This window comes from Microcoleus sp. AT8-B5, from assembly GCF_036705565.1.
GTDB lineage: Bacteria > Cyanobacteriota > Cyanobacteriia > Cyanobacteriales > Microcoleaceae > Microcoleus.
The window spans coordinates 117,736-130,612 of record NZ_JAUBUY010000006.1 but is presented as its reverse complement, the minus strand read 5'-3'; the positions used below and the strand labels follow the sequence as shown (position 1 = coordinate 130,612).

Below are 12,877 nucleotides of genomic sequence, written 5' to 3'. Positions count from 1 at the left end.
AAATAAACATTACCGTGTAATATCAAATCCGCCCTTCCGAGTCCTGTATTCATCTCTCTGTTCTCTGACCGAAAGCATCCAGGATACAAGCCCCCGGATTCATTCCTTCGCAGACTCAGGACCCAGAAATAAAAAACCTGTATGCGATAAACAAGCCCCCGAATTTATCCGTGGGGTCAATTCTTTAATCTAAAATCTAAAATCTAAAATCTAAAATCTAAAATCGATTGACTCTGCGTTCTCTGCGTTCTCTGCGGTTTAATCATTCCAATGCAACCGGAATTGATATAAAAGAGTCCGTTCGCGACATGGGGGCGCTGATTCCCGGTTTCTACGAAAATCAAAGGTTTAGTAACGAGAAATATATGAAGAAACCCGGTTTCTCAAATCGGCGTGAACAAGTCATAAAATCTTAAAAATGTCATAAATACAAGAGATTGCTTGCCTGCGATCGCATTGACATACTTGTGTATTTTCACGGGTGTTAGGTGCACAGTTCGCACCTTACTTAAACCGAGGGTATACCGGGTTCCCTGCACCTCTCACCTCTGAGATTAAATATTATTAATATCCAGCAAAGATAGCTTAAGATGTAATTATATAGTTAAAACCAGGAGTAACAGGATGTTTTATAAAGATACAGTTAAGGACATTAAAGCAGTAGTTCTAGTTATGGCGGGGATTAGTGCGATAGGCTTTTTGACCGCCTCAGCAGAAGCAACTGCACTAAATCAACCCGCACCCAACACTTTGGGCAATAATCAACCGCTGCAAATTGCTCAAGTTGAGGGATGTCCGAGGGCCGAAATGGTGCAATTTTTCGCAACGCCCAACTTTTCTATATACATTTGCAAAACCCAGGAAGGCGATATTTTTTACCGCGGCCTTAGCAAAATAAATGGCACCCAAATCAATGTCATGCAAGTAACAGCAGGTGATGACGGAAGTTATGAAGCGACTAACGGCAATATTATCTATTCGATTAATCCCCAACGCCTGCAAGTCCGCCAGAATGGTAAGGTAATTTTGACCGAAGCTGTCATTAAGTAACACTAACTGTTATTTAATGATAAATTCACTAAATTTAGGGTGTATTTTATTTAATATCATGTCCGATCGATTAACCATAATATGCCGATGGGGGCGGGTTTTTAATATTGTCAATTATTGGCAGGTATTGTTGGTGAACCCGCCCCTACAAAAATTGCGATGGCTCGACCGGACATGATTTAAGTTAAAAATTTAATGCCCACCAAAACATATTGATTCCTTAATAATCCAAGAGAATCAATGGTAACGGTTATAAGATTGACTAACTTTTGTTCAAATATCTCTCAATCAAGACGATCGCCACAATATCGTCCACTGGCTTCGGTGGCGTCCGCATTCCCTGGGGAATCAAGCGCGAAAGTCCCGTGGGAGGGTACATTTGCCAGTAGCGTTCCCTCGCTTCTAAACTGCTGTACCTCTCGTCCACCTGAACAATTTTGAGCGCTGGCGACAAACTCTGCGTCAGTTTTTGTTTCCAACTCTTAGAAGTCGTTTGATCTCCGATTACCAATAACTCAATGGGAAACTGTTCGCACAAAGATTGAATAGTAGATATCGCTGCTTCCGACAGCACAACTTGATGGTAGCAGACCTTCTTATCTCTACCCATTACAGCTATGCCGCATTTGTCTTTACCTGGATCGAAACCTAAAATCATATTTATGAGTCCTGTGTTAATAAGTTTGTAGTTGCGATCGAGCGCCAGTCAACTCAATCGCCAACCTATATCTAATCTGATACTTGCATTCTTGAATGTCTCAAAATCTTTGCGGGCGATCGTACTTATTTTGCTTGACTTTTTTGCAGGATTGACATATTATATCATCATGGGAATCCCTGCGGCCATATAATGTCTAAAATCAGAAACCGGGTTTTTGCCATAATCTTTACTTCCAGTTTTAATTTATCGAAAAAACCCGGTTTCTTTTGCCCCCCCGCAGCAATCAGAAACCGGGTTTTTGCCACAATATTTGCTTCCCAGTTTGGATTTATCGAAAAAACCCGGTTTCTTTTGCCCCCCGCAGCAATCAGAAACCGGGTTTTTGCCACAATATTTGCTTCCCAGTTTGGATTTATCGAAAAAACCCGGTTTCTCACAGCAACGCGCACAAATCAGAAACCGGGTTTTTGCCACAATATTTGCTTCCCAGTTTGGATTTATCGAAAAAACCCGGTTTCTCTCACCTCTGTGCAGGCGGTGCGTCGCTGTGAGATTGTCGATTTGATTTGCAAATTACTGATGGCGACGCACCCTACTATCTTGAATCGGGTGCAAAGATGAGTGCAAAAAAAAAAAATTAAAGCGGGCGCAAGAGGGTAAACAGGAAACAGGGAAAAGGGCTAAAGAGTCAAGAAGAGTCCTCACAGATAAGACAGGGAGAAAGGGACAGCCAAAGCAACCGCTACACGAAAACCCCTGCACGGGCCCAAAAAGCCCGAGTAGCGCCGAGGGAAGAAGCTGCGGAAGGCAGCACGGCAATTGACCGCACCGCTCCTCCACGAACCTCCACGCAGCACTCCGCCACTACTTGTTCCAGTTTCCCAAGAACTTCCGTCAATCGGTGCGCCGTCATAGTTAATGTGCACCTTATCGCTGCACCATTCGCTGACCTGACCGTGCATATCATAAAGTCCAAAGGCATTCGGGCCAAAACTCCCTACATCTATCGTTTGTCTGCGAACAAGTCCCTCGGGCGCTGCACCATAGGGTTGATAACCGTTATAATTAACTAAATCCGTGGTAATTGTCTCGCCAAAATAGAAAGGTGTTATAGTTCCGGCGCGACAAGCATATTCCCATTCTGCTTCCGAAAGTAAGCGATAAATCTTGCCTGTTTTTTCAGAAAGTTTCCGGCAGAATTCTACAGCCTGATTCCAGCTTACGTTTTCTACAGGAAGTTTTTCACCTCTAAACTCCGATTGATGATTTCCCATAACTGCTTGGTACTGTGCTTGGGTGAGGGGGTATTTTCCTGCATAAAAAGCTGGTAATGTTACTTGATGCTGCGGACTTTCCTTATCTTTTCTATCTCGCTCTGTTTCTGGCGAACCCATCATAAATGTGCCTCCGGGAATGTAAACCATTTCGAGCACAACTCCATTACCTAAGTCTTCCGGGAAGTAATGAGCCGCATACTTTCTACGACTGTTTTCTTTTCCTTCAGCATCCACTGTGATGACATCAAATTCAAATGTAGGGAGATAGTCTTGAAACTGCGGTTTTATCTTTAAATCATCTCTATCTTTCAGGAGTGAATAGGCAGCAAGTTTCACCTGCATTGATTCCTCGCGCAAAGCTTGCATTATCACATCTAAGCCAGCTTCTCCATATTTGAGTGCTTCGGAGAGGGCGGCGATTCTCACTTCGACAATGGGTGAGGCTAATCGGCTTTTAACACCAGGAATGCCTCCGAGTACCGCAGCATTGACAGGAATTGAATTTTGACCGCCACGGACGGCATCGTATTCTCTGGGTTGATTTTGATTGTCTGACATTACACCGCACGATCCTGCATTTTAATTGAGCAAAATTTTGTTTTGTGATGTCAATATCTCAGGGTTCGATTCTTAGTTTCTTTCTTTGCGCTCTTAGCGGTGCGGTGCGTCGCTGTTAGATTATTGGTGGTGCTTCCAGATTTTTGGTGGCGACACACCCTACTAATTGGGTGCGGTGCGTCGCTGTGAGATTGTTGGTGGTGCTTCCAGATTTTTGGTGGCGACGCACCCTACGATTGCTATATATATGGCGGCACGGATTCCCATGATTTAATGATATGTCAATAGCGCGAAAATGTCAAGCAAAATTGTCATTCGATCGCCCAAAATTTTTCATCAAATTCGATATGTCGATCGCACTTATTTTTTAACTTTCAAATCTCCTGGGCCAGCTTTTTGTTGTCCGGTGCGAAAAACAACGACTCCGTTTTCACGAGCAACTAAATCTATTTTAAGCGGGCCGGCGATGTAAGTGACATCTGCCGCGATCGCCTGAACGTCCAGCGGTTTCTCGTACTGCTGCAATCGCTCGATAAAACCAGCTAAAGTTTCAATCTGACTGTCGGCCACTTGAACTCTACCGCCGACAACGCCGATTAGGCGAGCGCGAAATTGACAAGCTTCTATCAATTGCAGCAACTGCTGCCGCACCTGTTCGTCAGTCAAAGTCACCGGATCGACAGCAACCCCTGCAATCACATCTCCAGCGCGGAACACAACTCGATTGATTTCTGCTTCTGCAAATACCTTAATTAGCTTTTCTTCCCGCAGGTAATTAGCGCCGGCAACAATTCGCACCACGTAGTCTTGACCGTCTTTAATCTGACTAATTAGTTGATCGATTTCTGCTTTAGTAATTTGAATAACCTGATCCCTAACCTTGGTATTTTCCGGCTGCATCAGTCCGACGGTGGTTTTATTTGCTTCTTGCAAAAGCCGATCGATCGCGCGACTCGCCATACCGGGTTCAATAATGCGAACCACGCCAGCAGCTAAAATTTGACCGCGCCTGATAGCAACTGTACCCTCGCGGATTGCCTGAAAGTCGCGTTCCAAAATTTGCACTTGCTGCTGCAAGACAGTTTGTTGCTGTTCGAGTTGAGCTTGTTGCTGTGCCAAGGTTTCTAACAGTGCTTCCCTCTCGGCAATTACTTTGTCGCGCTCGATAATAGTTCGATCGCGCTCGGCGAGATTTTGCATTCGCTGGGCAATTTCCTTGTCTCGCTGGGCAATTAGTTCGTTGCGATCGACAATTTCCTTGTCCCGCTGGGCAATTTCTGCGTCTCGCTTGGCAATTTCTGCGTCTCGCTGGGCAATTTGAGTTTTTACCTGCTCTCGCTGCTCGATTAACTGTTGCCGTTCCTCTTGCAGTTGGGCGATTTCCGATCCTAAAGCCGTTTTTTGAGCAGAAACTGTTTTCAATTGGTTCTGGGTGCGATCGAGCTGAGCTTGTGTAGTCGATCGAATCGTTTCCACCAGTTTCAATTGTTCTTCGGTGCGGGATTTAGCTGCTTCCACGCTCCTGAGCTGTTCTTCTGTCTTAGATTTAGCCGCTTCTACCTGACTTAACTGCTCTTCAGTTTTAGACTTAGCTGCTTGCACGCTGTTGAGCTGGGCCCGCAGCGAGTTTAATTTTGTTTGCGTCAGAGCTTGCTCAGCATTAGCTGCTTGGAGGGATTGATTTATTTGCTCTAAATTGGCTCTAGCTTGCGCTTGAGCGGCTCTGGCTTGAGCTAATTCAGTTTCAACTCGATTTTTTTCTTGAGTGGCTTGGTTGATTTCTCTGCGGGCGTTGTTGAGCCTTTTTTGAATCTCGTCTATTCTAAAAACTCCCGTTCGCAGCGGCTTGCTAGTAGCAAACAAAATGCCCAGAGTCAGTGCTGACAAGATGCTGCCAGCCATCACTGTCACAACAACAGCAGTATCGCGGGGGCGAAGTTTGAACAAGCTCAATCTTGCCTTGCCAACTTTCGTCCCAAGGCGATCGCTGACAGTGGCGATCACACCCCCCAACACTAAAATTACAAATACCAGGATGTATCCAGCAGTCATTCCGATTTTAGATTTTGGATTTTGGATTTTGGATTGAATCTAAAATCCAAAATCCAAAATCCTATACTTTCTCGGCATCAAGTGAATTGCTGGCTTAGGGCCACCGGGTTGTGGACTGTGATCTTTTTCTTGTGGATCGAGATCATGGTTTCTTGCCTGAGATCGCCCAGCAAACGAGTCACCGTTACCCGCGTCGAGCCGATCGCTTCGGCGATCGCCTGGTGGGACAGCTTCAAATCTATCGTAATCCCCTCAGCCCCCGGCACGCCAAAATCCCGGCACAGAATCAGCAAAAAGCTGACGAGTCTCGAACCCATATCTCGGTGCGCCAGCGTTTCAATCATCATCTCGGTTTGCAAAATCCGAGACGACAGTCCCCGCAGCATCACCATCGACAGTTCCGGGTCTTCCTTGAGCGCTTTCTCGACTTGTTCGATCGGCAGCGAGATCAATTCCACCGGCGTAAAGGCTACCGCGTGGTAAAACCTGTCCGATCGGTGTCCCGTAATCAGAGACAGCACCCCAAATACGCTATTTTCGCGCAGGAGGGCGACTGTAATTTCTTCCCCTGCTTCGTAAACCCTGGAGAGCTTCACAGCACCTCTAATGAGAACGTAGACGCGCTCAGCCGGGTCTCCAGGGAAAAAAATTGTCTTGCCCCGTTCAAAGGTTTCCACAATGGGTGGAAACGCCCCGCCGCTGATTTGGCGGAACACGGCTGCTAGCGGTCTATCATGCGTCACGACTAGATCCTTTGTACTAATCAATACTTTATAACTTGCCGATTAACCTTATTGAGTAAATATACTTCCCAACCTCCAATATGCAAGGATTCGGTTACTTCCATCTAATATTAAGGTAAACACACGCTGTATGATTAAATCTAGCCCTTCTCTTAACTTTTTCAATTCCGCCCCCATGTAGCTCCACAGCAAAATTAATATCAATTGTGTCTCAATTGTGTCTCAATTGTGTCTGAATCAGTTAAATCTGAATCAGTTGTGTCTAAACTGGCGGGGTTGTCGCATAGAGCCAATGAGAACGGTGCAAGTTGCTTCTAGAAGAAATACAGATGATAGATTTGACCGGAAAAAATGCTCTTGTTACGGGCATTGCCAACAATCGCTCGATCGCCTGGGGCATCGCTCAGCAGCTCCACAAAGCTGGGGCCAACCTCGGCATAACTTATTTGAAGGACGAGAAAGGCAAGCACGAGCGTAAAGTCGCTGAACTGGTGGAACCGCTCAATCCCAGTCTGTATTTGCCCTGCAATGTCCAAGACGAGAGCGAAATTGAGTCTACTTTTAAAACCATCGCCGACAAGTGGGGCAAGTTAGATGTCCTGATCCACTGTCTGGCTTTTGCCGGCAAGGACGAACTTTCGGGAGACTTCACCAACACTTCGCGCCAAGGTTTCTCCAATGCTTTGGATATTAGCGCTTACTCGCTGGTGCGGCTTTGTGCTGCTGCTAAACCGCTGATGGCCGAGGGTGGCAGTATTGTGACCCTGACTTATTTGGGCGGCGTCCGGGTAGTTCCTAACTATAATGTGATGGGAATTGCTAAGGCGGCTTTGGAAATGAATGTTCGTTATCTGGCTGCTGAACTGGGCCCGTTAAATATTCGGGTAAATGCGATTTCTTCTGGCCCGATTCGGACTCTGGCTTCGTCAGCAGTTGGCGGTATTCTGGACATGATCCACCACGTTGAGGAAGTGGCCCCGCTGCGGCGGACGGTGACTCAGCAGGAAGTGGGAAATGCTGCGGCTTTTCTGTGCAGCAATCTCGCTAGCGGAATTACGGGTCAAATTTTGTATGTCGATGCCGGTTACGAAATCATGGGAATGTAACAGTTGTCGAGAATTTAGAGTTATGTAGGGGCGGGTTTAGACAATAAACTTTAACTTTAACAAGTAAGTTTGATCTCGCATCTTCTTGCACCATTTTCAAGAACCTGTAGGGGCGGGTTCACCAAAAACTTTCTCCGGTAACAGACAGGTTAAATAAACCCGCCCCCACCCACTAGCATCTTCTTGCACCATTTTCAAGAACCTGTAGGGGCGGGTTCACCAAAAAGTTTCTCCGGTGACAGACAGGTTAAATAAACCCGCCCCCACCCACCAAAAATCCCTTGATTGACTGCAGGTGTCTGATGTCAGTTGTATGCACAACCCGCCCCTTGCTTGAGACTCAACACTAAAAAAATCCCGTTCTCAAATTACTAATTATCAATAACTAATGAATGACCAATTGCGAATTATGGAAATAATCGATCGCCCTTCTCTTCCTCCTGCAAATTCAGTTCAACCAGCTAGGGCCGCCCTGGTGAAACGCACGACACTAGAAACGGATGTCACGGCCAGCCTCAATCTAGACGGTGTGGGAACCTGCAAAGCGTCTACGGGGATTCCATTTTTAGACCATATGTTGCACCAGATTGCTTCTCACGGATTGATCGATTTGGACGTGCAGGCGATCGGGGATTTGGAGATTGACGACCACCACACGAACGAAGATGTGGGAATTACCTTGGGCCAAGCCCTAGCAAAAGCTGTCGGGGATCGATCGGGCATTTCTCGCTTCGGACATTTCATCGCCCCTCTCGATGAAGCTTTAATTGAGGTAGTGCTAGATTTTTCGGGACGCCCTCACTTAAGTTACAGCTTGGAAATTCCCAACCAGCGGATCGGCACTTACGATACTGAATTAGTGAGAGAGTTTTTTTCGGCGGTGGTGAACCACACTCAAATGACACTGCACATTCGACAGTTGCAGGGCGGAAATTCTCATCACATTGTAGAAGCGGCGTTTAAGGCATTTGCGCGAGCTCTGCGGATGGCGGTAGAAATCGATCCCAGGCGCGCCAGTCGGATTCCGAGTTCTAAAGGAGTTTTGTAGTATGGGGTTTGCAGTAGCGTTTGGGCGCTACTACGAACTTGTAAATTAAAATAGCCCTATTACTCTGTGATTTTTGAGCATTACTCAGTTAATATCTTTCGCATTGATGAGGTAAAGCTACAAATATTTCTGAAAGTAACGGCTCCTTTAACACCTATAAAAGGTTTCACAATGCTATGTCTAGAATTCGCTAAAGGTAGCATAAAATTCACAATAGCATACTTTTCATTGTCTGAGGTAATATCTGTTTCTAAAGTATGCAATTGAAAAATGCTACTATTAAAAATTTGAAAAGGGCTTTCTAAAGCTGCAAACTCTTGGTCAGAAAGTTCAATGTATTGTTCAAAGGTTTTGATAAGAGCGCATAAATCTTCAACCTCAATTGGTTTGGGCGCAGAACTAATGGAAAATGCAACAAGCTGAGTGGTGCCAATCTTTAAGACGATAAATAGATTAACAACATTTTTAGAAGACAGAAGTTTTCTTATATAAAAAGTAATCAGGTATCCGTCAGCCTCAAGGCAACATTTATTCGCCTCCTTTAGTTTCGGTAGATTTGAAGGAGAGGGCATATATGAAGTTCTTCTGGCTTCCTTAAGAGCTTCCATCTCTTTTGTCACATTACACACCCACTCTAAAAGTTCTTTTGCTTCTTGTTGAGACTTCCCTAATTTTATTTCAAAATCATTGATGACTATCGCGTGACAAGCTTCATTCAATAAGTTCTGCAATAGACATATTTCCTGAAACAAAAAGCTAATATTCATCAAGCTTTCACCGGACTGTTTAATATCTTGAAGAATAGATTCAAAAAAACCTCTAGCTTGTCTGGGAGAGGTATTCACTCTTGTTGTAAAACTATTTGGTATTACCTGTTGCACTTCCTGAACAAGTTGCAGGAAAAATTCTACTTCTTCGATCGACAACTGAATCGCAACGTTGTTATCTGCTATTGTAGAAACATTCATCATAATTTTTTCTATCTTGAATTGACTAGACTTGTTGGAAAAGTGGAATAGATTTGTAGTTAGGACAAAAGTCTTTGCTGATGAGTTGGCAATGAAAGGACTGAAGTCCTTACTACAAACAGGTCAATCGAGACTTGTATTAACCACCCGCCCTCAATCTATCCAAACTTTGTCAAGAATCTGAAAGCATCGAGTACATGACTCGCGCAAACGTAAGGCGAAGTATTGTAAAAAGCTTGCCAAGCCGCCGCTTTATCTTCGTCGTATTTATCGGCTCTTTCCGGGTGTTTTCCTTGCCAATTCAGCCGCACTGCGTGACCGACTAATACATCTAAAACGATGTATTCTTCTACTTGCAATTCTGGGTTGCGCTGGGCGATCGCGGCCAACTCCATCAGCGCCTCAATATTTACTTGCCGGTATTCCGGCGCCACAATCTTATTCAGCAAATGCTCGATTTGTAGCGCAAAATTCTTTTCGCCTGGTGTCATTTCCGATAAAATGATATGGCTATCTAACCGATTGCGCCGCTCTAATTTGTCGCCAATTATCAAGCCTTTGCAGTGCCGCAGCAGTCCCCAAACACTCGGATAAAAATCCTTCGGTACGCGATTGACAGTACCTTCCATCTGCCGCTTCCGACGCCATCCTCCCCCAGGCATTGTTGGTTCTTCAGAAACTGGCGCTACTACCCATTCAATATCTTTTTCCGGCTGTTTGACGCGCAGGGATTCTTGCTGTTTGAGGATTTGATTCATTTCCTCGTATTCCGTCAACACTTGGCGCAGGCGATTTTTGATTTCAAAGGGGCTTAGCTGCATTAAATGTTCGTAAGCTTCATTTTGCGTAACTCCCAATTCGCGGGCAAACTCGCTAGTCAGCAGCAAAATAAAGTAGCTAACTCTCAGCGTCAGCAGGCCTTTAAATAACTGCGGTTCGGCTTTAATTAGCAGGCCAAGGTAGATGAGAATTTCTTGGGTGAGAACTCGATCGCGAATATCTTCTCCACAGAATTGGCGAATTTTGTCCATCACTTCCGTATAAGATCCGGGTCTCGAAATTATCGAATCTTCGCTGTAAGCTTTCCCCACAGCAATCTGTTTTTGTCGCACCAAAATATCTGTCACCGCATCGGATAAGCTGATATCAACTTTGTCCAGCAAACCTGCGGCATGGCGGATGACTGCCCATTGGATTTTTGATTGCGAACTTTCTCCAGCTTTTGTATAAACTTCGTTGAGCAAATCCACAACTTTAACTGTTTCTTCCGCCCCTCCAAATCCTGTATCAAAGTTTAACCCTTTGAGGCGAACCAAGGTGTGCAGCAGCTCAATTTGTTCGTACAAATTTTCTGATTCGCGCAGGCTAGTCAGCAAAAATTGAGTATTAGTTTCGCACTCTAATTTAAATTCTTGCGTATGACCCAGAGGCCAAGTTTTTTCAGGATTGTAACCGAGATATCTGGGAGTTTCGACTGCACCTGTAACTGGAGATTCTGTGAATTCAAAATCGTGCATGAAATCAATTCTCTCCGTGCCAGCGGTCAGCATTAACTGCTTAATATTTCCAAGTTTAACTGGCGTATTGTTACAGTGTCCATCCCGGAATTCCTTCATTAATTCTAACAACACTTCCCGACCGGTTTCCAGCATCGTGTGAGTCAGCATCAGCGTTACCGTAGGGCGTCCCAACTGATACCAGTGGCGGTGAATGTGAGCTATTTCGCTCTTGATTTGAGCTACTAAAAAATGGTAATCTAAAGTTAAGTAAAACTCTTGTCTGTTCAAAAATGAGGGAAGAAATACGATCGCCTCTTCGCGAATTTTAAACACCCGAGAAGTTGTTAAACTCCGCAAACGGCGCACGGGGCGGCCGGTTAAGCCTAATTGGTCGTTTCGTCCAATTTGCGTGTAAATAGCTGATAATTCTTTAGTCTGGCGGACTTGAATAGGTTCTACCTGTTTTGGGGTTTGCGCGGCAATGCCGTTAGCGGCTAATTCTGCTTGCAAATCTTCGTCTTCAGCTAACAGTGCAATTTGCACTAAAGGTTCTCTGTGTTGGTCCACTGACAGATGCCTTCCCAGCGGATCGATATCGCCCACTGCGATTAATCCTTCATTTAGCAATTGACCGAGAAAATACAGACTTTGGGCCCAAACTAGGGGAATATTTTCATTGGGTAAGCGCTGCTGGCTGCTGGGATTTAGCTTTTCTGCTTCTATATTTTCGGCGGGGACGTAGTACAATTCTGGTAGTAGTGGCAAACCAGATCGATCGACTGCTAAAGATTCCAAACGCTGCTGGTACTCTTGCACTTGGGCTTGATTTCCCTGAAATATGCCGTCCAAGAGCAAATAAGTGAAAAATAGCGGCCACTCGCATTCAATGTGCTCGAACTGCCTTAATTCTGTGGGTTCGTAGTGCAGGCGATCGGCATCTTCCAACACTGTTTGGTGTCCGTCCCGCAGAAACCGCTTGCAGCCGTAATTTCCTTGCAATTTGTCAATAATCTTATTTCGAGTCCGTTCTATTAATTCTCGATCTTCCACAGCAAAAGCCGGAAAGCTAATCACGCTCAATAAAGCGGCATCTACTTCTTTTGAGCTAGATTCGCGAGGCAAAAGCGATTCCAAAGTTATGCGACTTCGGGCAATTTCGTCTGGCAAAACGTGAATCACCGATGCTTGAGAACCTTTAATCCCGAACAAATCCAACCCATTTATTGCTTCCAGCGCTGCTTTTGCCATGCCAACTGAACTGGCGTTCAATTCTGCATTGCCGCGATTAATTTTATGACCTCTTTCCCAAATTCCGTAATCCGGCGTGCGGTAGGCTCTACCGATGTAGTAAACTAAATTTTGCACGAAATTGACTTCATCAATTGTAAAAATTACGTGCAGCCCGGAAGCCGTCATTTGAGCAAGAATTAATAAGAATATAGATGTAGCGTCTAACTGTAAATGTCCCCACTGGTCATCACCGACAACAATACTTCCCGTTTGAGTATTGTATTTAGCGTGCAGGGCGTCTAGCGGCGACTGAGTATTTTTAAAACGTTCTACTTTGCTCGATTGCTGCATCATCGCAAACAGCAAGCCGCGCATCAGTTTGACTGTGCTGTGTTCGAGTTCAAATGTCCTGCCCTGATCTCCATCAATTTTGCGGTAAGCTAAACCCAAACCCCAAACCGCGAGAATGCTGTACACGTTGTCGCGCACCCAGGCATCGGTGTAGTCGCCGTGGGCGTTAACGGCGGTACTCGCGGGCAGCAAACCAGTAATTGGGTTCTGGCGCTTGAGGATGATGGTTTTGATTTGCTCGTAGTAATAATCTAACCTGGTTTGCCGCTGGTTTTTTGCGATCGCCATTTCGTTTTCCTTGTTTTTCCTGATGCGAGCCGAATTGGGGTGAATA

The 12,877-nt window shown here is 45.2% G+C and carries 10 protein-coding genes; 4 read left to right on the top strand and 6 right to left on the bottom strand.

Annotation, left to right across the window (positions count from 1 at the left end; all coding sequences use genetic code 11):
* Positions 1 to 227: 227 nt before the first annotated feature.
* Together QUB39_RS06685 and QUB39_RS06680 are read left to right on the top strand one after the other, a co-directional pair.
* The gene (locus tag QUB39_RS06685) at positions 228 to 416 is read left to right on the top strand and encodes a hypothetical protein (protein ID WP_333208418.1); all 189 of its coding nucleotides are present in this window, start codon (positions 228 to 230) and stop codon (positions 414 to 416) included.
* A gap of 208 nt (positions 417 to 624) precedes the next feature.
* A complete protein-coding gene (locus QUB39_RS06680) occupies positions 625 to 1,050 on the top strand; it encodes a hypothetical protein (RefSeq protein WP_333052491.1) in 426 nt (141 codons plus the stop codon).
* A gap of 262 nt (positions 1,051 to 1,312) precedes the next feature.
* On the opposite strand, the gene QUB39_RS06675 is transcribed toward QUB39_RS06680, so the two are convergent.
* From QUB39_RS06675 to ntcA, 4 genes are all read right to left on the bottom strand, one after another.
* Complete coding sequence (locus QUB39_RS06675) at positions 1,313 to 1,708, bottom strand: pre-16S rRNA-processing nuclease YqgF (protein WP_333052493.1); 396 nt, start codon at positions 1,706 to 1,708, stop codon at positions 1,313 to 1,315.
* A gap of 704 nt (positions 1,709 to 2,412) precedes the next feature.
* Entirely contained in the window at positions 2,413 to 3,546 is a 1,134-nt protein-coding gene (locus tag QUB39_RS06670; protein WP_333052498.1) for a formylglycine-generating enzyme family protein, read from the bottom strand.
* Positions 3,547 to 3,906: 360 nt separating this feature from the next.
* Positions 3,907 to 5,598, bottom strand: a complete 1,692-nt coding sequence (locus QUB39_RS06665) for a DUF3084 domain-containing protein (protein ID WP_333052501.1) — start codon at positions 5,596 to 5,598, stop codon at positions 3,907 to 3,909.
* 77 nt (positions 5,599 to 5,675) lie between these two features.
* A complete protein-coding gene (ntcA, locus tag QUB39_RS06660) occupies positions 5,676 to 6,341 on the bottom strand; it encodes a global nitrogen regulator NtcA (protein WP_333272220.1) in 666 nt (221 codons plus the stop codon).
* 329 nt (positions 6,342 to 6,670) lie between these two features.
* On the opposite strand from ntcA, the gene fabI reads away from it, so the two are divergent.
* Both fabI and hisB read left to right on the top strand, forming a co-directional pair.
* Positions 6,671 to 7,447, top strand: coding sequence for an enoyl-ACP reductase FabI (gene fabI, locus QUB39_RS06655; RefSeq protein ID WP_333140249.1), 777 nt, complete (start codon positions 6,671 to 6,673; stop codon positions 7,445 to 7,447).
* 409 nt (positions 7,448 to 7,856) lie between these two features.
* Positions 7,857 to 8,495: an imidazoleglycerol-phosphate dehydratase HisB gene (hisB, locus tag QUB39_RS06650; RefSeq protein ID WP_333102034.1), complete on the top strand. Its 639-nt coding sequence runs from the start codon at positions 7,857 to 7,859 to the stop codon at positions 8,493 to 8,495.
* Positions 8,496 to 8,575: 80 nt separating this feature from the next.
* Here hisB and QUB39_RS06645 read toward each other — a convergent pair whose 3' ends face one another.
* Positions 8,576 to 9,466 (bottom strand): hypothetical protein, encoded by an 891-nt coding sequence (locus QUB39_RS06645; protein WP_333208415.1) that lies wholly within the window; start codon positions 9,464 to 9,466, stop codon positions 8,576 to 8,578.
* Positions 9,467 to 9,621: 155 nt separating this feature from the next.
* Positions 9,622 to 12,831, bottom strand: a complete 3,210-nt coding sequence (locus QUB39_RS06640) for a glycoside hydrolase family 15 protein (protein ID WP_333485038.1) — start codon at positions 12,829 to 12,831, stop codon at positions 9,622 to 9,624.
* Positions 12,832 to 12,877: the final 46 nt, after the last annotated feature.

What these genes read in the sequence shown, in the direction of transcription:
- QUB39_RS06645 (WP_333208415.1), bottom strand. Translation starts at nt 9,466, where the DNA reads ATGATGAATGTTTCTACAATAGCAGATAACAACGTTGCGATTCAGTTG.
- hisB (WP_333102034.1), top strand. Translation starts at nt 7,857, where the DNA reads ATGGAAATAATCGATCGCCCTTCTCTTCCTCCTGCAAATTCAGTTCAA.
- QUB39_RS06665 (WP_333052501.1), bottom strand. Translation starts at nt 5,598, where the DNA reads ATGACTGCTGGATACATCCTGGTATTTGTAATTTTAGTGTTGGGGGGT.
- QUB39_RS06640 (WP_333485038.1), bottom strand. Translation starts at nt 12,831, where the DNA reads ATGGCGATCGCAAAAAACCAGCGGCAAACCAGGTTAGATTATTACTAC.
- QUB39_RS06680 (WP_333052491.1), top strand. Translation starts at nt 625, where the DNA reads ATGTTTTATAAAGATACAGTTAAGGACATTAAAGCAGTAGTTCTAGTT.
- QUB39_RS06675 (WP_333052493.1), bottom strand. Translation starts at nt 1,708, where the DNA reads ATGATTTTAGGTTTCGATCCAGGTAAAGACAAATGCGGCATAGCTGTA.
- QUB39_RS06670 (WP_333052498.1), bottom strand. Translation starts at nt 3,546, where the DNA reads ATGTCAGACAATCAAAATCAACCCAGAGAATACGATGCCGTCCGTGGC.
- fabI (WP_333140249.1), top strand. Translation starts at nt 6,671, where the DNA reads ATGATAGATTTGACCGGAAAAAATGCTCTTGTTACGGGCATTGCCAAC.